Annotated in this window: 23 protein-coding genes; 11 read left to right on the forward strand and 12 right to left on the reverse strand. The window is 61.4% G+C overall.

Annotated elements, in window-relative coordinates:
• Positions 1-96: 96 nt before the first annotated feature.
• Positions 97-975: an acyl-CoA dehydrogenase family protein gene (locus JJN09_RS00870; protein ID WP_249485056.1), complete on the reverse strand. Its 879-nt coding sequence runs from the start codon at positions 973-975 to the stop codon at positions 97-99.
• Positions 976-1,128: 153 nt separating this feature from the next.
• Here JJN09_RS00870 and olsB point away from each other — a divergent pair, with 153 nt between their 5' ends.
• Positions 1,129-1,884 (forward strand): L-ornithine N(alpha)-acyltransferase, encoded by a 756-nt coding sequence (olsB, locus tag JJN09_RS00875; RefSeq protein ID WP_096819470.1) that lies wholly within the window; start codon positions 1,129-1,131, stop codon positions 1,882-1,884.
• On the forward strand, positions 1,884-2,678 hold the full coding sequence (locus JJN09_RS00880) for a 1-acyl-sn-glycerol-3-phosphate acyltransferase (RefSeq protein ID WP_249485057.1): 795 nt from the start codon (positions 1,884-1,886) through the stop codon (positions 2,676-2,678). The genes olsB and JJN09_RS00880 overlap by 1 nt, the downstream gene beginning before the upstream one ends.
• A 14-nt stretch (positions 2,679-2,692) precedes the next feature.
• On the opposite strand, the gene JJN09_RS00885 is transcribed toward JJN09_RS00880, so the two are convergent.
• Complete coding sequence (locus JJN09_RS00885; RefSeq protein WP_249485058.1) at positions 2,693-3,265, reverse strand: ACP phosphodiesterase; 573 nt, start codon at positions 3,263-3,265, stop codon at positions 2,693-2,695.
• 171 nt (positions 3,266-3,436) lie between these two features.
• Here JJN09_RS00885 and JJN09_RS00890 point away from each other — a divergent pair, with 171 nt between their 5' ends.
• From JJN09_RS00890 to JJN09_RS00905, 4 genes are all read left to right on the forward strand, one after another.
• Complete coding sequence (locus tag JJN09_RS00890; protein WP_007957866.1) at positions 3,437-3,739, forward strand: helix-turn-helix transcriptional regulator; 303 nt, start codon at positions 3,437-3,439, stop codon at positions 3,737-3,739.
• 34 nt (positions 3,740-3,773) lie between these two features.
• Complete coding sequence (locus tag JJN09_RS00895) at positions 3,774-4,937, forward strand: MFS transporter (protein WP_249485059.1); 1,164 nt, start codon at positions 3,774-3,776, stop codon at positions 4,935-4,937.
• 32 nt (positions 4,938-4,969) lie between these two features.
• The gene (locus JJN09_RS00900) at positions 4,970-6,019 is read left to right on the forward strand and encodes an alkene reductase (protein WP_249485060.1); all 1,050 of its coding nucleotides are present in this window, start codon (positions 4,970-4,972) and stop codon (positions 6,017-6,019) included.
• Between the two features lie 175 nt (positions 6,020-6,194).
• On the forward strand, positions 6,195-6,818 hold the full coding sequence (locus JJN09_RS00905; protein ID WP_249485062.1) for a hypothetical protein: 624 nt from the start codon (positions 6,195-6,197) through the stop codon (positions 6,816-6,818).
• A gap of 200 nt (positions 6,819-7,018) precedes the next feature.
• Here JJN09_RS00905 and emhR read toward each other — a convergent pair whose 3' ends face one another.
• Complete coding sequence (gene emhR, locus JJN09_RS00910; RefSeq protein ID WP_249485064.1) at positions 7,019-7,651, reverse strand: efflux system transcriptional repressor EmhR; 633 nt, start codon at positions 7,649-7,651, stop codon at positions 7,019-7,021.
• Positions 7,652-7,918: 267 nt separating this feature from the next.
• Here emhR and emhA point away from each other — a divergent pair, with 267 nt between their 5' ends.
• The 5 genes from emhA to JJN09_RS00935 all read left to right on the forward strand — a co-directional run bounded on the left by emhA (position 7,919) and on the right by JJN09_RS00935 (position 16,208).
• Entirely contained in the window at positions 7,919-9,073 is a 1,155-nt protein-coding gene (gene emhA / locus JJN09_RS00915; RefSeq protein ID WP_249485066.1) for an efflux RND transporter periplasmic adaptor subunit EmhA, read from the forward strand.
• A gap of 3 nt (positions 9,074-9,076) precedes the next feature.
• Entirely contained in the window at positions 9,077-12,226 is a 3,150-nt protein-coding gene (gene emhB / locus JJN09_RS00920; RefSeq protein WP_249485068.1) for an efflux RND transporter permease subunit EmhB, read from the forward strand.
• Entirely contained in the window at positions 12,223-13,683 is a 1,461-nt protein-coding gene (gene emhC / locus JJN09_RS00925) for an efflux RND transporter outer membrane subunit EmhC (RefSeq protein ID WP_249485069.1), read from the forward strand. The genes emhB and emhC overlap by 4 nt, the downstream gene beginning before the upstream one ends.
• Before the next feature lie 289 nt (positions 13,684-13,972).
• On the forward strand, positions 13,973-15,232 hold the full coding sequence (locus JJN09_RS00930) for an OprD family porin (protein ID WP_249485070.1): 1,260 nt from the start codon (positions 13,973-13,975) through the stop codon (positions 15,230-15,232).
• Between the two features lie 175 nt (positions 15,233-15,407).
• Positions 15,408-16,208, forward strand: coding sequence for a methyltransferase domain-containing protein (locus JJN09_RS00935; protein ID WP_249485071.1), 801 nt, complete (start codon positions 15,408-15,410; stop codon positions 16,206-16,208).
• A gap of 51 nt (positions 16,209-16,259) precedes the next feature.
• Here the strand turns inward: JJN09_RS00935 and pcaC are convergent, their stop codons facing one another.
• From pcaC to JJN09_RS00980, 9 genes are all read right to left on the reverse strand, one after another.
• Positions 16,260-16,652 carry a 4-carboxymuconolactone decarboxylase gene (gene pcaC, locus JJN09_RS00940; RefSeq protein WP_011332825.1) on the reverse strand — a complete coding sequence of 131 codons (393 nt, stop codon included), beginning with the start codon at positions 16,650-16,652 and terminating at the stop codon, positions 16,260-16,262.
• 10 nt (positions 16,653-16,662) lie between these two features.
• Positions 16,663-17,454: a 3-oxoadipate enol-lactonase gene (gene pcaD, locus JJN09_RS00945; RefSeq protein ID WP_249485073.1), complete on the reverse strand. Its 792-nt coding sequence runs from the start codon at positions 17,452-17,454 to the stop codon at positions 16,663-16,665.
• A gap of 12 nt (positions 17,455-17,466) precedes the next feature.
• Positions 17,467-18,831, reverse strand: a complete 1,365-nt coding sequence (locus tag JJN09_RS00950) for a 3-carboxy-cis,cis-muconate cycloisomerase (RefSeq protein WP_249485075.1) — start codon at positions 18,829-18,831, stop codon at positions 17,467-17,469.
• 46 nt (positions 18,832-18,877) lie between these two features.
• Entirely contained in the window at positions 18,878-20,173 is a 1,296-nt protein-coding gene (locus JJN09_RS00955; RefSeq protein WP_249485076.1) for an MFS family transporter, read from the reverse strand.
• A gap of 193 nt (positions 20,174-20,366) precedes the next feature.
• Positions 20,367-20,933 (reverse strand): protocatechuate 3,4-dioxygenase subunit alpha, encoded by a 567-nt coding sequence (gene pcaG, locus JJN09_RS00960; protein WP_064593979.1) that lies wholly within the window; start codon positions 20,931-20,933, stop codon positions 20,367-20,369.
• 1 nt (position 20,934) lies between these two features.
• The gene (pcaH, locus tag JJN09_RS00965; RefSeq protein ID WP_249485077.1) at positions 20,935-21,639 is read right to left on the reverse strand and encodes a protocatechuate 3,4-dioxygenase subunit beta; all 705 of its coding nucleotides are present in this window, start codon (positions 21,637-21,639) and stop codon (positions 20,935-20,937) included.
• A 36-nt stretch (positions 21,640-21,675) separates the two neighbouring features.
• On the reverse strand, positions 21,676-22,881 hold the full coding sequence (pcaF, locus tag JJN09_RS00970; RefSeq protein ID WP_249485078.1) for a 3-oxoadipyl-CoA thiolase: 1,206 nt from the start codon (positions 22,879-22,881) through the stop codon (positions 21,676-21,678).
• Positions 22,878-23,657, reverse strand: a complete 780-nt coding sequence (locus tag JJN09_RS00975) for a CoA-transferase subunit beta (RefSeq protein WP_096819489.1) — start codon at positions 23,655-23,657, stop codon at positions 22,878-22,880. The genes pcaF and JJN09_RS00975 overlap by 4 nt, the downstream gene beginning before the upstream one ends.
• Positions 23,657-24,514: a CoA transferase subunit A gene (locus JJN09_RS00980; RefSeq protein ID WP_003222404.1), complete on the reverse strand. Its 858-nt coding sequence runs from the start codon at positions 24,512-24,514 to the stop codon at positions 23,657-23,659. The genes JJN09_RS00975 and JJN09_RS00980 overlap by 1 nt, the downstream gene beginning before the upstream one ends.
• Between the last annotated feature and the right edge of the window lie 75 nt (positions 24,515-24,589).

Here is a 24,589-nt window from a genome sequence, read left to right on the forward strand (position 1 = left end):
CGCTGGCAAGCCAGCTCCCACAGGGGTAGAGGATTGCCATTGATAGCCTGTACACCAGCGACTGTGTGGGAGCTGGCTTGCCAGCGATGAGGCCGGTCAGTCCACCGCCAGCGCCTTGGCCAGACGTTTGGCCCGCGCGCCAGCCGCCAGTTGCATGACCGACTGATCGCGTTGCCACATCGCTGCCCACTCGGGGTTGCCGTCGCGCAGGGCCTGATCGACTTCCGGTTTGAGCCCGTCGAACTGCGCAAACAATCCGCCGAGCAACACATGCCCCGCCGGATTGTTCGGCGGCTGGCGACTGACTTCCGCGCACCCGGCCAACAGCGCCAGCAAACGCAGTTGCAGAGGCTGCGGCCAGCCGCTGTCCTGACCGATGCCGTACAGCCACGCGGTCATCGCACTCAGCACGTAAACGTCCTCAAGGGTGCGGAACGGTTTGACGTAGGCATCCCAACCGTCCCCGGCGAGCAGTTCACACAGGGCGTCGTCGAGGTACAAGCGGCCATGGCTGATGTCCGGCATCAACGGCAGTGCCGGGAGTTTTTCCACGCGCACACCGGATTCGCCGGGGTACACCACCGCCAGGCTCAGGCGCGGTGATTCGCCGGGTTGTTCACTGCGCGCAGCGATCAGCAGCCAGTCCGCCGCATCGCCGGCAGTGACGAAATCCTTTTGCCCGCTAAGGCGCAGCTCCGTGAGCCGGGTCTGCATGTCCGCCGGTCGCAGGCTGCGCTGTTCGGTCGCACACAACGCGCCAAGACTCGGCGGCGCGCTCGGCCAAAGCATGCGTAACGCCGCCTGATAACCCACCAGAAACGCCAGCCCCGGCGTCGTCATCCGCCGCCCTCCCGCCACCGCCAGTTCGAACGGCGTAACGCTGCCCAGTTGATGCAGCAGCGTGGCGAAACCCTCCGCCAGATCGGCAACGGCGGGCAGGCGTTCGCGACATTCAAGCAGGGTCGACCAGGTCATCAGAGGCTCCTTGTGGGCTGTCATATAAGCATCACCAAACATTCATGGCGATGACACCGGGGCTACATAGCCTGACTTTGCACAACACAGCTGCATAAAGAAAGTCGATCGGCTGTAACCCACGACGGGTTAAAGGCCCGTACGGAGATTCAAATGACTCAGATCGCCCGCATCAGCGACACCGGCAATGAACGCCGTCTGCAAGCCGAACGCCTGATCGGCGCCGAGGCCTTGCAGCAAGCCCAGGCCTTGCGCTTCAACGTGTTCAGCGGCGAGTTCAACGCCAAGCTGAAAGGCGCGGAACTGGGTCTGGACATGGATGACTATGATGTTCACTGCAGCCACATCGGCGTGCGTGACCTGAACACCGGCCGCCTGGTGGCGACCACCCGTTTGCTCGATCACACCGCCGCCAGCAGCCTGGGCAAGTTCTACAGCGAAGAAGAATTCAGCCTGCACGGCCTCGCCGGTCTGCAAGGCCCGATCCTGGAAATCGGCCGCACCTGCGTCGACCCGGCTTACCGCAACGGCGGCACCATCGCCGTGCTCTGGGGCGAACTGGCCGAAGTCCTCAATCAGGGCGGCTACAGCTACCTGATGGGTTGCGCGAGCATCCCGATGCAGGACGGCGGCGTGCAAGCCCACGCGATCATGCAGCGCCTGCGCGAACGTTATCTGTGCACCGAACATTTGCGCGCCGAGCCGAAGAATCCGTTGCCGACGCTGGACATTCCATCGAACGTGATCGCCGAAATGCCACCGCTGCTCAAGGCCTACATGCGCCTGGGTGCGAAGATCTGCGGCGAGCCGTGCTGGGACGAAGACTTCCAGGTCGCCGACGTGTTCATCCTGCTCAAGCGCGACGAACTCTGCCCGCGCTACGCCAAGCACTTCAAGGCGGCTGTGTAATGAGCCGGCTGCGGGTGTACGCGCGGATCGCGCGGGTGCTGCTGGTGGTGACGCTGGGCTTGAGCATGGCCAGTGTCTTCGGGGTTTTCGAGCGCTTGGGTCTGGCCCATTCGATGCAACGCCGGCAGCGCTGGTCGCGGTTTTTCATGGCGCGCCTGAGCAATGCCCTGCCCTTTCGCGTGACCGTCCACGGTGAACTGCCGAAGCAGCCGATGCTGTGGGTCAGCAACCATGTGTCGTGGACAGACATTCCGCTGCTCGGGATGCTTACGCCGCTGTCGTTTTTGTCCAAGGCCGAAGTGCGCACCTGGCCGGTGGCCGGCTGGCTGGCGGCGAAGGCCGGCAGCCTGTTCATCCGTCGCGGTTCGGGCGACAGCCAGTTGATCCGCAAGCAGATGACCCGTCACCTGCAAACCGATCATCCGCTGTTGATGTTCCCGGAAGGCACCACCACCGACGGCCGTTCGCTGCGTACCTTTCATGGTCGTCTGCTGTCGGCGGCGATTGATTCGGAAGTGAAGCTGCAACCGGTGGCGATCCGTTATCTGCGCAATGGCGAGATCGATACGCTGGCACCGTTCATTGGCGACGATGATCTGCTGTCGCACCTGATGCGTCTGTTCAGCAACGATTGCGGCGATGTGGAAGTTCATCTGCTCAAGCCGATTGCCTGCCAGGGTCGGGAACGCGCGGCGCTGGCGTACGAAGCCCAGCAAGCGGTACAAAAAGCGTTGTTCGGCGAGGTGGCCAAACCGGCCGAACCGCGTCGTGCAGGCGAGCTGATCGCTGCCTGATCGTCATCTTCTGCCTACAGCTGTCGGCCTGCAAAGTCCTGCAGCTGTGGGTAGAACAAACGAAAGTCGTCACTGAGCGGTTCATACAGACGCCGCAATTCCTGCATCGCTCCCGCCAGTTCTTCAGGCTTGCTGAGGCGTCGGGAAATCCCGCGCAGCACCTGCTCCAGCACTTCGAATTCCTGATACGAACCCAACCAGTCGTTGGCCACCATGTGCGGGGCGATCTTCGCCAGGCGCTCGGGCAATTGCCGTTCGCTGGACAGCACGCGATAAACGTCGGTGGTGAATTGCCCCAGCGGCCGGTCGGCGTACAGCGCCCAGTCACGGGCCAGGCAATGGTCGAAAAACACGTCGAGGACGATGCCGGCGTAACGGCGGCGAGTCGAGGTAAACCGCGTCAGTGAAGCGTCCACCAACGGATGGCGATCGGTGAACACATCGATCTGACGATGCAAGGCAATCGCCGCTTCGATCTCCGGATCGAACTGCCCTTGCAGCCGTCCTTTGACGAAATCGCCATACAGACTGCCGAGCCATTGACCGGGACGCTGGCCACCGAGGTGCAAATGTGCGAGATAGTTCATGGGCGCAGCTTAGCACCGCGCCCGCGTTTGTTTACACCTCACATATCGTTATAACCCGATATACCGATTTATGCGGTCGTCAGATCGAATTCATATTGGTATATCGCGAAATACCGATTTAAAGTTCGCCTCATCGCGATATAGCGCTACACACATCACGAGCAACCAGCCATGAACATCGACCTCGACGAAATAATAAAAGCCCTGGCACACCCAGTACGGCGAGACATCCTCAACTGGCTGAAAGACCCGAAAGCCCAGTTTCCGGAACAGATCCACAACCACGAGTACGGCATCTGCGCCGGGCAGATCGATCAACGCTGCGGCCTGTCGCAATCGACCGTTTCCGCCCACCTGGCCACCCTGCAACGGGCCGGGCTGATCAGCAGCCAGAAAGCCGGGCAGTGGCACTTTTTCAAACGCAACGAGGACGTGATCCAGGCGTTCCTCAGCACTCTCAGTAAAGAGCTCTGACCCTTAACGTCAGCCAGCCGAAAAGGACTAAATGATGCCCCTCTCGCTTCTCATACTCGCCCTGAGCGCCTTCGCCATCGGCACCACCGAGTTCGTCATCATGGGCCTGCTGCCCGATGTGGCGGCGGATCTCGGTGTGTCGATTCCCGGCGCCGGCTGGCTGGTGACCGGCTACGCCCTGGGCGTGGCGATTGGTGCACCGTTCATGGCAATGGCCACTGCAAAACTGCCGCGCAAGGCTGCACTGGTAACGCTGATGGGCATCTTCATTATCGGCAACCTGCTCTGCGCCATCGCCACTGACTACGAGGTGCTGATGTTCGCCCGAGTCGTCACTGCCCTGTGCCACGGTGCGTTCTTCGGCATCGGCTCGGTGGTCGCGGCCAACCTGGTGGCGCCGAACAAACGCGCCTCGGCCGTGGCCCTGATGTTCACCGGCCTGACCCTGGCCAACGTGCTGGGCGTGCCGCTGGGCACCGCGCTCGGTCAGGAAGCCGGCTGGCGCTCGACCTTCTGGGCAGTGACCGTGATCGGTGTGATCGCGCTGATCGGCCTGATCCGCTTCCTGCCGGCCAAGCGTGACGAAGAAAAACTCGACATGCGCGCCGAACTGGCCGCGCTCAAAGGCGCCGGCATCTGGCTGTCCTTGAGCATGACCGCGTTGTTCGCCGCCTCGGTGTTCACTCTGTTCACTTATGTCGCGCCGCTGCTGGGCGATGTCACTGGCGTTTCGCCTCGTGGCGTGACCTGGACCCTGATGTTGATCGGCCTGGGCCTGACCGTCGGCAACATCATCGGCGGCAAGATGGCCGACAAAGGCCTGGCCGCGACGCTGATCGGCGTGTTCATCGCCATGGCCGTGACCTCCACCGTACTGACCTGGACCAGCGTCGCGCTGATCCCCACCGAAATCACCCTGTTCCTCTGGGCCACCGCGTGTTTCGCCGCCGTGCCGGCCCTGCAGGTGAACGTCGTGACCTACGGCCAGGCCGCACCGAACCTGGTGTCGACCCTGAACATCGGCGCCTTCAACGTCGGCAACGCCCTCGGCGCTTGGGTCGGAGGCAGCGTCATCGCCCACGGCTACGGCCTGACCAGCGTGCCTCTTGCTGCCGCAGCACTCGCGGTCCTGGCCCTGCTGGTGACCCTGATCACATTCCGCCAGAACGGCAATCCCGAACTGGCCACCGCTAACTGATTCACTCACTTACCTCACGAGGGTTGTATCTCATGGCAACAATTTTCGATCCGATCAAACTGGGCGACCTCGAGCTGTCCAACCGCATCATCATGGCGCCGCTGACCCGCTGCCGCGCCGACGAAGGCCGCGTACCAAACGCACTGATGGCCGAGTACTACGTACAACGCGCCTCGGCCGGCCTGATCCTCAGCGAAGCCACTTCGGTGACCCCGATGGGCGTCGGTTACCCGGACACCCCGGGCATCTGGTCCAACGATCAGGTGCGCGGCTGGACCAACGTGACCAAGGCTGTTCACGCGGCCGGCGGCAAGATCGTCCTGCAACTGTGGCACGTTGGCCGGGTCTCCCACCCGTCGTACCTGAACGGCGAAGCGCCAGTTGCACCGAGCGCCATCCAGCCTAAAGGCCACGTCAGCCTGGTTCGCCCGCTGGCCGACTTCCCGACGCCACGCGCGCTGGAAACCGCTGAAATCGCCGACATCGTCGACGCCTACCGCGTCGGCGCAGAAAACGCCAAGGCTGCCGGCTTCGACGGCGTGGAAATCCACGGCGCCAACGGTTACCTGCTCGACCAGTTCCTGCAAAGCAGCACCAACCAGCGCACCGACAACTACGGCGGCTCCCTGGAAAACCGTGCCCGTCTGCTGCTGGAAGTGACCGACGCTGCGATCGAAGTCTGGGGCGCCGGCCGTGTCGGTGTACACCTGGCACCGCGCGCCGACTCCCATGACATGGGCGACGACAACCTGGCCGAAACCTTCACCTACGTCGCCCGCGAACTGGGCAAGCGTGGCATTGCCTTCATCTGCTCCCGCGAGAAAGAAGGCGCCGACAGCCTCGGCCCGCAACTGAAAGAAGCCTTCGGCGGCGCTTACATCGCCAACGAACGCTTCACCAAGGACAGCGCCAACGCGTGGCTGGCCGAGGGCAAGGCTGACGCCGTGGCATTCGGTATCCCGTTCATTGCCAACCCGGACCTGCCGGCACGCTTGAAGGCCGATGCGCCGCTGAACCAACCGCACCCGGAAACCTTCTACGGCAAAGGCGCGGTCGGTTACCTCGACTACCCGACGTTGTAATCGTTAGTCAGCGGCAACTAAAAAGCCCCGACTCGAAAGAGCCGGGGCTTTTTTATTCTCCTTAAACAATGAATAAAAGAAATAAACCATTACACAGCCAACAGGCAAATGATCATTTGCGCTGTTATCTTCACCCACATCAACTCATTACAACCACACAGCGATAGATCTAATCATGGATGATATTGAAGAGCACCTTTCCCACTTTGCAGGCAAAGCGTCCCTAGAAGACATCGAACGGGAAAGAGTCTACTTATCCGGTTTAAGCAAAGAGAGATTCGAAGAAATCAAGGCACATTCCACCTTTGAAAGAGAGTATGAATCAAACTACAAGCAAGCCAAGCAACAGCAATCAGCCCAGTGGGATGCGGTTCGCAAAAAGACCACTGGCACCTATGTCCTGTTCCAGATCCTCAATCGTACCCGCGAAACATTTTCACTGAGCAGTTCGACTTGGGCCAGCGAGTCCGGAAGTTATGACATCCAACCGGCTGGATGCATCATTTTCACATTGCCCGGTAACTTGCTCAAACGCATCAGCAGTGCAAAGACCGGTTATAGAAGCTCACAAATCAATCATCAGTTTACCTACCGCAGCGGCGACTACGCATTTAACTTCTCAACAGCAGCGTACCTCTCCCTCAAGTACGAACCTTTTGCCTTTGGCGATACAACGTCCGTTTCGCGAAGTCATCGCATTCGTTCAATCGGCCAGAAAGAAATGGATTGCGAGTACACACTGGAGCAAAACCAGAGCACGTCCCCTTACAGCTATGCAATTACGATTCTGATCAGCTAGAAACTCAGTTACGACCCTTCTACTCAGGCAGGCGCCCTCGCGAGGATGCCTGCCTTTGCTCAAATTGCAGTGATCACATCACCTCACGATTGAAATACAAAATCCCTACAAAATGCTTAGTTCGCTACGTATAGACTCGCCGCTTGGACCTGATCACTACAGTCCGGTTGACACAGCTTGATCCAGTAACGGATTTTGTTTCATTTGCGCAGGCTGGGGCTCAGGCGCAGCATGTCCAACCCAGTATCGACCCAGCGCTCGGCTTCGGCATGCAGCTCAAAGCTGTCCGGCGCCAGGAGCCATCCATAAAGGAGGCCATCGATATAGGCATGAATACTGATGGCCGCACGGGCAGTGTCGAGATCTTCCGGCAACTGGCCACGATTCACCGCATTACGCAGGGTCAGGCCGATTCGCAGATTGCAATCGAGGCTGGCCGTCCGGCGCTGCTGGCGCAGATCGCACATTTCATCGGTGAACTCGCACTTATGAAACAGAATCTCATTGATACGCCGGGTCTTCGGGTCGAGCGTAACTTGATGAAACAAATGAATCAGCAGCTTGCGCATGCAGCCCAATGGATCGACTTCGTCCTCGCTTTCGCTGGCCTTCGCCAACTCGTCCAGCGGCTCATGCAGCGTATCGAGCATCGCCTGCAACAGGTCGGCCTTGTTGCTGAAGTGCCAGTAAATGGCGCCGCGCGTCACGCCGGCCATCGTCGCGATGTCCGCCAGCGTCGTGCGCGCAACGCCCCGCTCATAAAAAGCTTTCTCGGCCGCTTCGAGTATCTGGCTTCGTGTCTCTTGAGCTTCCTCTTTGGTACGACGGACCATGGCAGTAAAACCTCAAACAGGATGTTTCAGGGATGGCTGAATATCCGCTGAATAAAAAGGGGTGGATCTCTCGCGGATCGACTCCCCCGGCCTACAATTTCAGACCTTGCGACGACTTTTGTAACCAGGTGGGTACGCGGCAAAGGTATTTACAAACAACCATGAACGTAAGTATATTCCTTAGCAAGCTACTTATCCACCCGGTATCATTTTTTTACCCTTCCACACTTCTTGTGCGCTTTTCGCGCGCCTGACCCGAGGATCTTCATGCAATTCAAGCCAGCTGTTACCGCTCTGGTCACTGCCGTCGCCCTGGCATCGCTGCTCAGCGGATGTAAAAAGGAAGAGGCGGCTCCCGCCGCACCACCTCCTCAGGTCGGCGTCGTCACCCTGCAACCACAAGCCTTTACCCTCACGTCGGAACTGCCGGGGCGCACCAGTGCGTTCCGCATCGCTGAAGTCCGTCCGCAGGTCAACGGCATCATTCTCAAGCGCCTGTTCAAGGAAGGCGGCGATGTCAAAGCCGGCCAGCAGCTGTATCAGATCGATCCGTCGGTCTATGAAGCGACCCTGAAAAGCGCCGAAGCCAACCTGCGTTCGACCAAGTCGATCTCCGACCGCTACAAGCAACTGGTCGACGAGCAGGCCGTGAGCCGTCAGGAATACGACACCGCCGTGTCCAACCGCCTGCAATCGGAAGCTTCGCTGCAGAGCGCGCAGATCAACGTGCGTTACACCAAGGTCTACGCGCCGATCTCCGGGCGTATCGGTCGTTCTTCGGTGACCGAAGGCGCACTGGTCAGCAGCGGTCAGACCGATGCGATGGCCGTGATCCAGCAACTGGACCCGATCTACGTCGACGTCACCCAGTCTTCGGTCGAATTGCTGGAGCTGCGTCGCGAACTGGAAAGCGGCCGCCTGCAGAAGGCCGGCGATAACGCCGCTGCGGTCAAGCTGACCCTGGAAGACGGCAGCCAGTACAAACTCGACGGTAAGCTGGAATTCTCCGAAGTGTCGGTCGACCCGACCACGGGTTCCGTGACCCTGCGTGCCGTGTTCCCGAACCCGGATCACACTCTGTTGCCAGGCATGTTCGTTCGCGCCCAGTTGCAGGCCGGTGTCAACGCCGCCGCCATCCTGGCGCCGCAACAAGGCGTGACCCGTGACCTCAAGGGCACGCCGACCGCGCTGGTCGTCGGTGCGGACAACAAGGTCGAACTGCGTCAGCTCAAGGCCAGCCGTACCGTCGGCAGCCAGTGGCTGATCGAAGACGGCCTGAAAGCCGGCGATCGACTGATCACTGAAGGGCTGCAATTCGTCCGTCCTGGTGTTCAGGTCAACCCGACCGAAGCGACCAACGTAGCCAAGAACCCGGCACCCGCCAAGGCAGATGACAAAGCCTACGGCGGCAAAGGGGAGTAACTCATGTCGAAATTTTTTATCGACCGTCCGATTTTCGCCTGGGTAATTGCCCTGGTGATCATGCTGGTCGGGGCACTATCGATCCTCAAGTTGCCGATCAACCAGTACCCGAGCATTGCGCCACCGGCCATTGCGATTTCCGTGACCTACCCGGGTGCTTCGGCACAGACGGTTCAGGACACCGTGGTGCAGGTGATCGAGCAACAGCTCAACGGTATCGACAACCTGCGTTATGTGTCGTCGGAAAGTAACTCCGACGGCAGCATGACCATCACCGCGACCTTCGAGCAAGGCACCAACTCCGACACCGCGCAGGTCCAGGTCCAGAACAAGCTGAACCTGGCCACCCCGCTGTTGCCGCAAGAAGTGCAGCAACAGGGTATCCGCGTGACCAAGGCAGTGAAAAACTTCCTGCTGGTGATCGGCGTGGTATCGCGTGACGGCAGCATGTCCAAGGACGACCTGTCCAACTACATCGTGTCGAACATGCAGGACCCGATCTCGCGGACCGCCGGTGTCGGTGACTTCCAGGTCTTCGGTGCCCAGTACGCGATGCGCATCTGGCTCGACCCGGCCAAGCTGAACAAGTACAACCTGACCCCGGCCGATGTCAGCGCCGCGATCTCGGCGCAGAACGTGCAGATTTCCTCCGGTCAGCTCGGCGGTCTGCCGGCGCTGCCAGGCCAGCAACTGAACGCCACGATCATCGGCAAGACCCGTCTGCAGACTGCCGAGCAGTTCAAGGCGATTCTGCTGAAGGTCAACCAGGATGGCTCGCAAGTGCGTATCGGTGATGTCGCCGACGTCGGTCTGGGCGGTGAAAACTCCAGCATCGCGGCGCAGTTCAACGGCAAACCGGCTTCCGGTCTGGCGGTGAAACTGGCCAACGGTGCCAACGCCCTCGACACCGCCAAAGCTCTGCGCAAGACGATTGACGACCTCAAGCCGTTCTTCCCGCAAGGCATGGAAGTGGTGTTCCCGTACGACACCACTCCGGTGGTGACCGAATCGATCAAGGGTGTAGTTGAAACCCTGGTCGAAGCGATCGTGCTGGTGTTCCTGGTGATGTTCCTGTTCCTGCAGAACTTCCGCGCCACCGTCATCACCACGATGACCGTGCCGGTGGTATTGCTCGGTACGTTCGGCATCCTCGCGGCCGCCGGTTTCAGCATCAACACCCTGACCATGTTCGGTATGGTATTGGCCATCGGCTTGCTGGTGGACGACGCCATCGTCGTGGTGGAGAACGTCGAGCGGGTGATGGCCGAAGAAGGCCTGTCACCGAAGGAGGCGACCAAGAAGTCCATGGGCCAGATCCAGGGCGCACTGGTCGGTATCGCGCTCGTTCTGTCGGCGGTACTGCTGCCGATGGCGTTCTTCAGCGGCTCCACTGGTGTGATCTACAAACAGTTCTCGATCACCATCGTTTCGGCCATGGCCCTGTCGGTCCTGGTCGCGCTGATCTTCACCCCGGCACTCTGCGCCACCATGCTCAAGGCGATTCCGAAAGGCGAGCACGGCATGCCGAAGCGCGGTTTCTTCGGCTGGTTCAACCGCAACTTCGATCGTAGCGTTCGCAGTTACGAGCGCGGTGTCGGCAACATGCTGCAGCGCAAGGCGCCGTATCTGTTGGCCTACCTGTTGATCGTGGTCGGCATGATCTGGCTGTTCACCCGCATTCCGACCGCGTTCCTGCCGGAAGAAGACCAGGGCGTACTGTTCGCCCAGGTACAGACGCCTGCCGGTTCCAGTGCCGAACGCACGCAGGTGGTGATCGATGAAATGCGTACCTACCTGCTGGATAAAGAGTCCAGTTCGGTAGCCTCGGTGTTCACCGTGAACGGCTTCAACTTCGCCGGTCGCGGCCAGAGCTCCGGTCTGGCGTTCATCATGCTCAAGCCATGGCACGAGCGTGACGCGAGCAACAGCGTGTTCGCACTGGCTCAACGCGCCCAGCAGCACTTCTTCACTTTCCGCGATGCGATGGTGTTTGCTTTCGCCCCTCCGGCCGTACTGGAGCTGGGTAACGCCACCGGTTTCGACGTGTTCCTGCAGGACCGCGCCGGTATCGGTCACGACAAACTGATGGAAGCCCGTAACCAGTTCCTCGGCATGGCCGCGCAGAGCAAGGTGCTCTACCAGGTGCGTCCGAACGGTCTGAACGACGAGCCGCAATACCATTTGGAAATCGACGACGAGAAAGCCCAGGCCCTTGGCTTGAGCCTTTCCGACATCAACAGCACCCTGTCGATCTCCTTCGGTAGTAGCTACGTCAACGACTTCATCGACCGCGGTCGTGTGAAGAAGGTTTATGTGCAAGGCCAGCCTGGCTCGCGCATGAGCCCGGAAGACCTGAAGAAGTGGTACGTGCGCAACAGCGCGGGCACCATGGTTCCGTTCTCCGCGTTCGCCAAGGGCGAGTGGATCTACGGTTCGCCAAAACTGGCGCGCTACAACGGTGTAGAAGCGATGGAGATCCTCGGTTCTCCGGCGCCGGGCTACTCGACCGGTGAAGCGATGGCCGAAGTCGAAGCGATTGCCGCCAAGCTGCCGCCAGGTGTCGGTATCTCCTGGACCGGTCTGTCCTACGAGGAACGTCTGTCCGGCTCGCAAGCGCCAGCGCTGTACGCTCTGTCGCTGCTGATGGTGTTCCTGTGCCTCGCCGCGCTGTATGAAAGCTGGTCGATTCCGATCGCGGTCATGCTCGTGGTGCCTCTGGGGATCATCGGTGCGCTGATGGCTACCAGCCTGCGGGGTCTGTCGAACGACGTGTACTTCCAGGTGGGTCTGTTGACGACCATCGGTCTGGCAGCTAAAAACGCCATTCTGATCGTTGAATTTGCCAAGGAGCTGCACGAGCAAGGGCGCAGTCTGCGCGATGCGGCGATCGAAGCCTGCCGCATGCGTCTGCGACCGATCATCATGACGTCGCTGGCTTTCGTCCTCGGTGTTGTACCGTTGGCGATCTCGACCGGCGCAGGCTCGGGCAGTCAACACGCGATCGGTACAGGCGTAATTGGCGGTATGCTCACGGCCACGATCCTGGCGATCTTCTGGGTCCCACTGTTCTTCGTCACTGTGTCGTCCTTGGGCCAGCGCAAAAACGCCGGCAAGGATGACGCCATAGAAACTCCTAAAGAGGCTGGCCAATGAGCAAGTCGCTACTCTCCATCGCAGTCGCCGCCTTCGTGCTGAGCGGTTGCTCGCTGATACCGGATTATCAGCAGCCGCAAGCACCGGTGGCCGCGCAATTCCCGCAGGGCCCGGCGTACTCGCCGGCCCAGGCACCGGCGCAGGCCGCTGCCGAGCAAGGCTGGAAGCAGTTTTTCCATGACCCTGCCCTGCAACAGCTGATCCAGGTCGCCCTGGAAAACAACCGCGACCTGCGTGTCGCGGCGTTGAACATCGACGCCTACGCGGCTCAGTACCGCATCCAGCGTGCCGACCTGTTCCCGGCCGTTTCGGCCAATGCCAGCGGCAGCCGTCAGCGGGTTCCGGCCCGTGCGTCGCAGACCGGTGAAGCGAGCATCACCAGTTCCTACACCGCCACCGTCGGCATCAGCGCCTACGAGCTCGACCTGTTCGGTCGGGTTCGCAGCCTGAGCGAACAAGCGCTGCAACAATACTTCGCCACCGAAGAAGCGCGCCGCAGCACCCAGATCAGCCTGGTGGCCAGCGTGGCCAATGCCTACCTGACCTGGCAGGCCGACAAGGAACTGCTGAAGCTGACTCAGGACACCCTCGGTGCCTTCGAGGAAAGCTACAAGCTGACCAGCCGCAGCAACGAGGTCGGTGTGGCCTCGGCGCTGGACCTGGCGCAGTCGCGCACCTCGGTCGAGAACGCTCGTGCACAACTGGCGCGCTACACCCGCCAGGTCGCTCAGGACGAAAACAGCCTGACCCTGCTGCTCGGCACCGGCGTGCCGGCCAACCTGCAAGCGGCCAAACCGCTGGCCGACGACCTGCTCAGCGATGTGCCGGCCGGTTTGCCGTCGGATCTGCTGCAACGTCGTCCGGACATCCTTCAGGCCGAGTACAACCTGAAGGCCGCCAACGCCAACATCGGCGCGGCCCGTGCAGCGTTCTTCCCGAGCATCAGCCTGACCGCCAACGCGGGCAGCCTGAGCCCGGACCTGTCCGGCCTGTTCAAGGGTGGTTCGGGCACGTGGCTGTTCCAGCCGCAGATCAACCTGCCGATCTTCAACGCCGGCAGCCTGCGCGCCAGCCTCGACTACGCCAAGATCCAGAAAGACATCGGCGTGGCGAACTACGAGAAGTCCATTCAAACGGCCTTCCAGGAAGTCGCCGATGGCCTGGCCGCGCGCCAGACCTACACCGAGCAGTTGCAGGCGCAGCGTGACTTCGTTCAGGCCAACCAGGACTACTACCGTCTGGCCGAGCGTCGCTACCGCATTGGCGTCGACAGCAACCTGACCTTCCTCGATGCCCAGCGTCAGCTGTTCAGCGCCCAACAGGCCCTGATCACCGACCGCCTCGCGCAGCTGACCAGTGCGGTCAACCTGTACAAGGCCCTGGGCGGTGGCTGGAATGCGCAAACCGCGCAGAACGAGCCGCTGAAAGAAGAAGCGCCAAAGATGAAGTTGTTCTGATCATCCGGTGAACACAAGGAGCCCGCCGATTGGCGGGCTTTTTGTTGCCTGCATATCTTACGTTCGATAATCGCCCAGAACCCGCTTTCAGCGATTGAACCGCGCCACTCCCGCCCCGCACCATTCGAGCCACAAAACCAATAACAACAGGTTCGACACCATGCTCCAGCACCCTGCCCCGCCCGGCTGATCAACACCGCTCTCCCCCAAATTCGCCATTCCATGCCTGCCTCGAAAACGGCAGTAACGGACTTCGTTCGACCCAAAAAAAATAACAAGAGATTCTGCGATGACCCAACCCACTGCGCCGCATGTATTTCCCGGCCTGATCGCCCTCGCACTGGTCGGCGCCGCTTTGCCCGTCGCGGCCGAAGAGGCCGGTTTCATCGAAGGGGCCAAGGCCGATCTGAACCTGCGCAACTTCTACATCAACCGCAATTTCACCAATCCGACCAAGGCCCAGGGCATGGCGCAGGAGTGGACGCAGAACTTCATCCTCGACGCCAAATCCGGTTTCACCCAGGGCACCGTCGGTTTCGGCATGGACGTATTGGGGTTGTACTCGGTGAAACTCGATGGCGGCAAAGGCACCGGCGGTACCCAGGCGTTGCCGCTGGATCATGACGGTCACCCGGCGGACAACTTCGGCCGCACCAACGTGGCGTTCAAGGCCAAACTGTCGCAGACCGAAATCAAGGTCGGCGAATGGATGCCGGTGCTGCCGATCCTGCGTTCGGACGACGGCCGCTCGCTGCCGCAGACCTTTCGCGGCGGGCAGATCACCTCGAAGGAAATCGCCGGCCTGACCCTGTACGGCGGCCAGTTCCGCGCCAACAGTCCCCGTGATGACAGCAGCATGAGCGACATGTCGATGTTCGGCAAAGCGGCGTTCACCTCCGACCGCTTCAACTTTCAGGGCGGCGAATACGCGTTCAATGACAAGCGCACGCAGATCGGCCTGTGGAACGCCGAACTCAAGGACATCTACAGCCAGCAGTACGTCAATCTGACCCACAGCCAGCCGCTGGGCGACTGGACCCTGGGCGCCAACCTCGGTTTCTTCTACGGCAAGGACGACGGCAGCGCCCGGGCCGGCGAGCTCGACAACAAGACCTGGTCGGGGATGTTCTCTGCGCGATACGGCGGCAACACTTTCTACGTCGGCCTGCAAAAACTCACGGGCGACAGCGCCTGGATGCGCGTCAACGGCACCAGCGGCGGCACCCTCGCCAACGACAGCTACAACTCAAGCTACGACAACGCCCAGGAACGTTCCTGGCAACTGCGCCACGACTACAACTTCGCCGCCCTCGGCGTTCCCGGCCTGACCCTGATGAACCGCTACATCAGCGGCGACAACGTCCACACCGGTACGATCACCGATGGCAAGGAATGGGGCCGCGAATCGGAACTGGGCTACACCGTGCAGAGCGGCACGCTCAAGAACCTGAACGTCAGATGGCGCAACTCGACCATGCGCCGCGACTTCAGCAACAACGAGTTCGACGAGAACCGGTTGATCATCAGTTACCCGATCAGCCTGCTCTAGGTCGCTGTGCCATCCGTCAGGATTAATGGCACGTCGCCAGCCGTCGAGTAGAGTGGATCCACCTGAAGGACTCAGGTGCTCCACCCTTCCTGCTTCCGTTATCTGTTGATGTCGGTCCTCAAGACTTGGCCAGGTTGTCATCGGAAGACCCTGCTGATCACTGGAGGACGACCTCATGATCACCCGACTCAAATCGGCTCCCGACTGGGATGCCAAGGCCTACCAGCAGTTTTCCCGTCTCAGGCAGCGCCCGGTCCATGAATTGCTCGACCGCGTCGAACTGCACAATCCCCAGCGTATTTATGACCTCGGCTGCGGCACTGGCATCGCCACGCAACTGTTGGCCGAACGCTGGCCTCGTGCACAGCTCGCGGGTATCGACAGCTCAGAGAAAATGCTCGATGAAGCCCGCAGTCTGCCAATCAAGGCATCGTGGCAACAATGCGATCTGCTCGACTGGCAGCCGGAGCAACGGGCGGATCTATTGCTGGCGGCCGCCGTGCTGCATTTCATCGACGATCATGCGCACTTGCTGCCGCACCTGCTTGGCCAGCTCAATCCCGGCGGCTGCCTGGCCGCGCACATGCCCGACTGGCGCGATGCGCTGTGGTATCAACTGACGCTCGAGACCCTCGACGATGCCGGAGGCAAACCCTTGGGCAGCACTCAACTGCGCCAGCGCATGGCGGCGCGACCGTTGTTGTCACTGGAGGGTTACTACCGTTTGCTGGCACCGCTGACCACTTCGCTGGATATCTGGGAGACCGAGCAATTGCAGGTGGTTGACGGCAAGTCGCCGATTTATGACTGGGTGAAGGTGTCGGCGCTGCGGCCGGTGATGCAGGGACTGACCTCAGAGGAACAGGCGCGCTTCATTTATCACTACCTGATGCGGGTGCAGGCGCATTATCCGCAGGAGGACGACGGGCATACGTTGTTTCCGTTCAAGCGGATTTTCATTGTTGCCAAGGTGTGAAGCTCAAAGGATCGCAGCCTTCAACAGGCTGCGACTCTTCAAATTCGGCAGTTACTCGCGTGACTCGGTACCCAACTCATCCCACACCGACTCGGCCAGATGAAACGTCGCATTCGCCGCCGGAATCCCGCAGTAGATCGCGCTCTGCATGATCACTTCCTTGATCTCGCCCCGGCTCACGCCATTGTTGGCCGCTGCGCGCAGATGCAACTTGAGTTCGCCTTCGCGGTTCATGCCGATCAGCATGGCGATGGTGATCAGGCTGCGGGTGTGGCGCGGCAGGCCCGGACGGGTCCAGATGTCGCCCCAGGCGTGACGGGTAATCATCTCCTGGAACTCCGAGTTGAACTCGGTCAGCGTGGTCAGGCTGCGATCGACATGAGCGTCGCCGAGCACCGCGCGGCGCACTTGCATGCCGTCGTCATAACGTTGTTTCTCGTCCACGGAAATCCCCTCAAGCGGCCAGCAGAAATGTCAGCACGCGGTCGCTGAACGCGTCGCCGGCCTGAACGTTGGAAAGGTGTGCGGCATAGAACTCGGCGTACTCGGCGCCGTGCACATGCTCCTGAATGAAATGCCCGCCGGACGGCGGCGTCACCGCATCTTCCGTACCGGCGATCACCAGCAGCGGCGCCTTGATCGACGCCAGTTGATCACGGAAATCCGCATCGCGCACCGCCGCACAATTAGCGGCGTAACCTTCAGGATTGGTCGCGGCCAGCATGTCGGTGATCTGCTTGGCCGCTGCCGGATGGGCGGCGGAAAAGTCCGGGGTAAACCAACGGGCAATCGACGCATCACGCAAGGCGACCATCGCCGCCGGGCCGTCGCGCAGCACGGTTTCAATGCGCGGATTCCACACCGACGGGTCGCCGATTTTCGCCGCCGTATTGCAGACGATCAGTTTGTTCAGCCGCTGGCCGGCGTTGATACCCAGCCACTGGCCGATCAAGCCGCCCATCGACAGACCGCAGAAATGCGCACGTTCAATGTGCAGCGCATCCAGCAGTGCCAGCACGTCGTGGCCCAGTTGCTCGATGCTGTAAGGGCCCGGCGTCACCAGCGACTGGCCGTGACCGCGAGTGTCGAAACGCAGCACGCGAAAGTGCTCGGTGAACGCCGGCATCTGGGCGTCCCACATGTGCAGGTCGGTGCCCAACGAGTTGGACAGCACCAGCAGCGGCGCATCGGCCGGGCCTTCCAATGAGTAATGCAGGTCGCCATCGGCGAGTTGAACGAAAGCCACAGCCCTCTCCTTTCAGTCAGACAATGCGTTGTGTTCGGCCACCGCACGCTCGACCCAGGTCTGCGCCTGACCGAGGTAATGGGCGGGATCGAGCAGATGATCCAGTTCGGTTGCGCTGAGTTCGACGGTCACTTGCGGTTCTTCACCGAGTACCGCACGCAGGTGGCGTTGCTCGGCCACCGCCCGCTTGCAGCATTGTTCGAGCAGATGATGCGCAGCGTCGCGGCCGACCCGTTGCGCGAGGACGATGCTCACCGCCTCGGCCAGCACCAGACCTTGGGTCAATTCCAGGTTGCGGGCCATGCGCGCCGCATCGACCTCCAGACCGTCGGTCAGCAATCGCGCCTGTTGCAGAGCGCCCGACACCAGGCAGCAGATGTCCGGCAGGGTTTCCCATTCGGCATGCCACAAGCCGAGGCTGCGCTCGTGTTCCTGGGGCATGGCGCTGAACAGCGTCGAGACCAGCCCCGGCACGCGGGTCGCCGCACCGATCAACACCGCCGCACCCACCGGGTTGCGTTTGTGCGGCATGGTCGAGGAACCGCCCTTGCCCGGCGCCGAAGGTTCGAACACTTCCGCCGCTTCGGTCTGCATCAACAGGCTGATGTCGCGACCGAGTTTGCCGAGGCTGCCGGCGATCAGACCGAGCACTGCACCGAACTCGACGATGCGATCACGCTGGGTGTGCCACGGTTGTTCCGGCAGGGTCAGTTGCAGTTCTTCAGCCAGTGCACGAGCAATCGGCATCGCTTGTTCGCCAAGCGCCGCAAGGGTGCCGGACGCGCCACCGAATTGCAGCACCAGCAGGCGCGGCTTGAGTTCGCGCAGACGCTGACGGCTGCGGGTCACGGCACCAAGCCAGCCGGCGATCTTCATGCCGAGGGTCACTGGTGTCGCGTGCTGCAGCCAGGTGCGCCCGGCCAGCGGCGTCGCGGCGTGGTGTTGCGCCTGAATGGCGAGGGATTCAGCCAGTTGCGCCAACTCACCTTCAATCAATTCCAGCGCCTGACGCAATTGCAGCACCAGCCCGGAATCCATCACGTCCTGGCTAGTGGCGCCCAGATGCACATAGCGCTCGGCCTCGACATCGGTGGCGGCAATCTGTTTGCCCAAGGCCTTGACCAGCGGAATCGCCGAATTGCCCGCCGTGGCGATGGCTTCACCCAACGCGGCGAAATCGAACAGTCCGGCGCGGCAGGCGTTTTCGATGGATGCCACAGCACTCGCCGGAATCACCCCGACCCGCGCTTCGGCCCGGGCCAGCGCCGCTTCGAAGTCGAGCATCGCCTGCACCCGGCCCTGATCGCAGAACACGTCGCGCATATCGCGGGCAGTGAAATAGGCATCGAACAATTGATTGCCCGGTCGCTGAGTCATAAACAGTCCTTGCCGGCGCGGGCCTTGATGGCCCGCGCGCATTGGTTCAAAGGTCGTGGTGCAAATACGCGGCCTGTTTCGGCAGGCGCAGGCTGAACAGGAACGCTACGGCCATCATCACCGTGACGTACCAATAGAAAGCGTTTTCCATGCCTCCGGCCTTGAGGCTCAGAGCCACATATTCCGCCGAACCGCCGAAGATCGCATTGGCCACCGCATAGGCCAGGCCGACGCCAAGAGCGCGGACTTCCGGCGGGAACATTTCGGCTTTCACCAGGCCGCTGATCGAGGTGTAGAAACTGACGATCGCCAGCGCCACAGTGATCAACACAAAGGCCAGGAACGGGCTGCTGACGCTTTTCAGGCTCAACAGGATCGGCACGGTGAACAGCGTACCGAGGGCGCCGAACCAGAGCATCGAATTACGCCGGCCGATCTTGTCGGCGAGCATGCCGAACAGCGGCTGCATGCACATATATAAGAAGAGCGCGCCGGTCATGATGAAGCTCGCGGTCTTGGCGTGCATGCCGGCGGTATTCACCAGGTACTTCTGCATGTACGTGGTGAAGGTATAGAAAATCAGCGATCCACCGGCGGTGTAACCCAGCACGGTGATAAACGCGGCTTTGTGATCGCGGAACAGCGCACTGATACTGCCGGCGTCTTTGTGCGCGCGCGTTTCCTTGTTGGTGGTTTCTTTCAGCGTACGACGCAGGAACAACGAAATAAGCGCCGCCACCGCCCCGACCACAAACGGAATCCGCCAGCCGTAGGCGCGCAGTTCATCTTCAGAGAGAAACTGTTGCAGGATCACCACCACCAGCACCGCCAGCAGTTGACCACCAATCAGGGTTACGTACTGGAACGAGGCGAAGAAACCGCGCTGGCCCTTGAGCGCGACTTCGCTCATGTAAGTCGCTGTGGTGCCGTACTCACCGCCCACCGACAAGCCCTGCAACAGACGCGCGAACAGCAACAGCACCGGCGCCCAGACGCCGATGCTGTTGTAGGTCGGCAGACAGGCGATGAGCAACGAGCCGAAGCACATCATCAGAATCGAGATCAGCATCGAATTCTTGCGCCCGTGCTTGTCCGCCACCCGGCCGAAGATCCAGCCGCCGATCGGTCGCATCAGGAACCCGGCGGCGAACACGCCTGCGGTGTTGACCAACTGCACCGTGGGGTTGTCCGAGGGGAAAAACGCCGGGGCGAAATAGATCGCGCAGAATGCGTAGACGTAGAAGTCGAACCATTCGACCAGATTGCCGGACGAGGCGCCGACAATGGCAAAGATGCGCTTGCTGCGCTCCTCGCCGGTGTAATGAGAGGTGGTGGTTGTCATTGTTTTTCACTCGATAGGGACAGTGAGAGTCTAGACACACTTCGCAACAGTCCCGTTCCACAGATACCAAGGTGATGCAGATCCCTGTGGGAGCGAGCTTGCTCGCGATGGCGTCTTGTCAGGCTACAACGATGGAGACTGACACACCGCTTTCGCGAGCAAGCTCGCTCCCACAGGGATTCGTGGTGTTCTTTCAGTAATCGAAGAACACGGTTTCCGCGTCAGTGCCCTGCAGGATCACATTCCACTGATAAACGCCCGCCGCATCCGGCTTGGCCAGCAACGTGGTGCGGCGCTCGGCCGGTACGCATTCGAGCAGCGGATCATTCACGTTCGCCGGATCGCCCTCGAAATAAATCCGCGTCAGCAAGTGCTTCACCAACCCGCGCGCGAACACCAGCACCACCAAGTGCGGCGCCTGGGTCGAGCCTTTCAGGCCTTCGACCGTGCCCGGTTTGATCGTGGTGAAACGGAAGCGCCCTTCGGCGTCTACCGGCACCCGGCCGAAACCTTCGAAATTAGGGTCGAGCGGCTTGGCCTGCTCGTCTTCCGGGTGGTCATATTTGCCGGCGGCGTTGGCCTGCCAGACTTCGAGCATGGCGTCGTTGACGACATCGCCGTTACCGTCCACCACTTGCCCGGTGATCGCCACGCGCTGGCCAAGGGTCAGTTCGTTGGCGAGGTTCTCGCGATTCAGCCAGGTCAGGCCGATGTGGTAATACGGCCCGACGGTGTGGGACGTGGTCGCAGTCAGGGTCATCTCATTTCTCCATCGGCGTGGCTTCGCGGCCGCGCAGCACGATGTCCCAGCGATAAGCGAGGGCGTAGGACGGAATGGTTTTTTCCAGATCGAAAGCAGCGATCAGGCGTTCCTTGGCCGAGGTGTCCGGCACGCAGTTGTAGATCGGGTCATACGGAAGCAGCGGATCGCCCGGGAAGTACATTTGCGTGACCAGACGCGTCAGGATGCTCGGCCCGAACAGCGAAAAATGCACGTGGGCCGGGCGCCAGGCGTTGTGGTGGTTGCCCCACGGATAGGCGCCGGGCTTGATGGTCTGGAACTGATACCAGCCATCGGCGTCGGTCACGGTGCGGCCAGTGCCAGTGAAGTTCGGGTCCAGCGGTGCGTCGTGCAGGTCGCGGGCGTGGTTGTAGCGGCCGGCAGCGTTGGCCTGCCAGATCTCCACCAGAATCCCCGGCACCGGCAGGCCGTCTTCATCGAGCACACGCCCGTGAATGATGATCCGCTCACCCAGCGGCTCACCCTGATGCTGGGCGGTCAGATCGTTATCAGTGTCGCCCACTCGCTCGGCACCGATGGTCGGGCCAGTGATTTCCGACAACGAGTGAGGCAGAAACACCAACGGCTTGGACGGCGAGCGCAGATTGGTGGATTGATAATTCGGGTGCAGGTACGGCGGCTGGGTGCCTTCCTGCGGGCGGCGGTAACCAGGCTTGTCAGTCATTTCGCTTTCCTCTGTTCTTGTTCGTCACGGCTTGCGTCAGACGCGTTCGATGGCCAGGGCCAGACCCTGACCGACACCGACGCACATGGTTGCCAGACCTTTCTTGCCACCGGTCTTTTCCAGCTGATGCAGGGCGGTCAGCACCAGGCGCGCGCCGCTCATACCCAACGGATGGCCGAGGGCAATCGCGCCGCCGTTCGGGTTGACCTGGGCCGCGTCGTCCGCCAGCCCCAGTTCGCGCAGCACCGCCAAGCCTTGGCTGGCAAACGCTTCGTTGAGTTCGATCACATCGAAATCGCTGACCGCCACGCCGAGGCGCTCGGTGAGTTTGCGCACCGCTGGCACCGGGCCAATGCCCATCACCCGTGGTGCAACCCCGGCGCTGGCCATCCCCAGCACTTTGGCGCGGGCGGTCAAACCGTGTTTTTTCACCGCTTCGGCCGAGGCCAGAATCAGCGCGGCGGCCCCGTCATTCACGCCCGAAGCGTTGCCAGCGGTGACGGTCTTGTCCGGGCCGTTGACCGGTTTCAATTTGGTCAGGGCTTCAAGCGTGGTGTCGGCGCGAGGATGTTCGTCCTGGCTGACTACGGTTTCGCCCTTCTTGTGGGCGATCCGCACTTCGACGATTTCCTCGGCGAAGTAGCCGGCAGCCTGAGCGGCGGCAGTACGTTGCTGACTGCGCAGGGCGAAAGCGTCCTGATCCTCGCGGGAAATTTCGTAATCGTCGGCGACGTTATCGGCGGTCTGCGGCATCGCATCGACGCCGTACTGGGCCTTCATCAAAGGGTTGATGAAACGCCAGCCGATGGTGGTGTCTTCCAGTTTCATGTTGCGCGAGAACGCGGCGTCAGCCTTGCCCATCACGAACGGCGCGCGGGACATCGACTCGACGCCGCCGGCAATCGCCAGCTCCATTTCACCGCTGGCGATGGCGCGGAACGCCGTGCCGATGGCGTCCATGCCCGACGCGCAAAGGCGATTGAGGGTGACGCCCGGAACGCTGTCCGGCAGACCGGCCAGCAGCAGCGCCATGCGCGCGACGTTGCGGTTGTCTTCGCCGGCCTGGTTGGCGCAGCCGAGGAACACCTCATCGATGGCGCTCCAGTCCACCGACGGATTGCGTTCCATCAGGGCCTTGATCGGCACAGCGGCCAGATCATCAGCGCGAACCGCCGCCAGACCACCACCGAATCGACCGATGGGCGTACGGATCGCATCGCAGATATAAACATCACGCATCATGCTTCTCCCGGTGCCTGGCCATGGGCTGCTGCAGTACGCGCTTCGAGATCACGCAGGGCGGTCAGCTCGACTTCGGTGGGTTCGGCGCTGGTGGCAACGCTGTCGGCAAAACGGATCGCCCAACCGGTGGCGGCGACCACTTGCTCGCGGGTCACGCCCGGGTGCAGTGCGGTGACCACGAATTCGTGGGTGCCCTCTTCCGGCTCCATGATGCACAGGTCGGTGATAATCCCGACCGGGCCGGCGCCCGGCAGGCCCAGCCGTTTGCGCGAATCGCCGCCCTCGCCATGGCCGACCGAAGTAATGAAATCGAGCTTGTCGACAAACGAACGCGCCGACTGTTTAAGGATGATCAGCACGCTTTTCGCGGAACCGGCGATCTCCGGCGCACCACCGGCACCCGGCAAGCGCACTTTCGGCTGGTGGTAATCACCGACCACCGTGGTGTTGATGTTGCCGAAACGGTCGACCTGCGCCGCACCGAGAAAACCGACATCGATGCGTCCGCCCTGCAGCCAGTAGCGAAAAATCTCACCGGTCGGGACGACAGTGTCTGCGGTTTCTGCCAGTTCGCCGTCACCGATGGACAGTGGCAATACGCTGGGTTTGGCGCCGATCGGGCCGGACTCGTAGATCAGCACCACGTCCGGCGACGAGGTCAGGCGAGCCAGGTTGGCGGCTTTCGACGGCAGGCCGATGCCGACGAAGCACACCGAGCCGTTCTTCAGGCGACGGGCCGCAGCGACGGTCATCATTTCATTGGTGGTGTAAGTCATTACTTGGCCTCCGAAGCAGCGGCCAACTTGGCCTGAAACTCGCTGAAGTCAGCGCAGCCATGGATGTATTCGTTGATCCACGCGGTAAACGTCTCACGGTCGCGGGCGATCGGATCCCACGCCTGATAGAAACGGTTGTCACGTTCGGTATAACCGTGGGCATAGGACGGATGCGCGCCACCGGGTACGTGGCAGACCGCGCTCAAGGCCCAGGTCGGCAGCACGCAGGCGTTCATCGGCGCATTGAGGTTGTCGACGATTTCTTCGACGGTGACGATGCAACGCTTGGCGGCCAGTGCGGCTTCTTTCTGCACGCCGAGGATGCCCCACAACAGCACGTTGCCCTGACGGTCGGCTTTCTGGGCGTGGATCACGGTCACGTCCGGGCGCACCGATGGCACCGCTGCCAGCACTTCACCGGTGAACGGGCACGTCACGGATTTGATCAGCGGGTTGACCTTCGGCAAGTCGGAACCGGCGTAGGCCCGCAGTACCGCAAACGGTAGGCCGGAGGCGCCGGCGACGTAGGCATTGGCCAGGTCGGCGTGGCTGTGTTCTTCGATTTCCAGCGCGTGTGGCCATTGTTTCTCGACCGCGTCGCGCAGACGGTGCAGCGAACCCACGCCAGGATTGCCGCCCCAGGAGAAAATCAACTTGCGTGCACAGCCGGCGCCAATCAGTTGGTCATAGATCAGGTCAGGCGTCATCCGCACCAGGGTCAGATCTTTCTTGCCCTGACGAATGATTTCATGACCCGCCGCCGTAGGGATCAAGTGAGTGAAGCCTTCGAGCGCGACGGTGTCGCCGTCGTTGACGAATTGCTTCACCGCGTCGTGCAGCGAAAGGATCTCAGCCATGGAGCGGGCTCCTGTTTTTTGTAGTGGATCGCCAGTGATAAAAAGGCGCGAGGTTGTGCGCCGGAGTCACTGAAG

The organism is Pseudomonas sp. HS6 (assembly GCF_023375815.1).
Lineage (GTDB): Bacteria > Pseudomonadota > Gammaproteobacteria > Pseudomonadales > Pseudomonadaceae > Aquipseudomonas.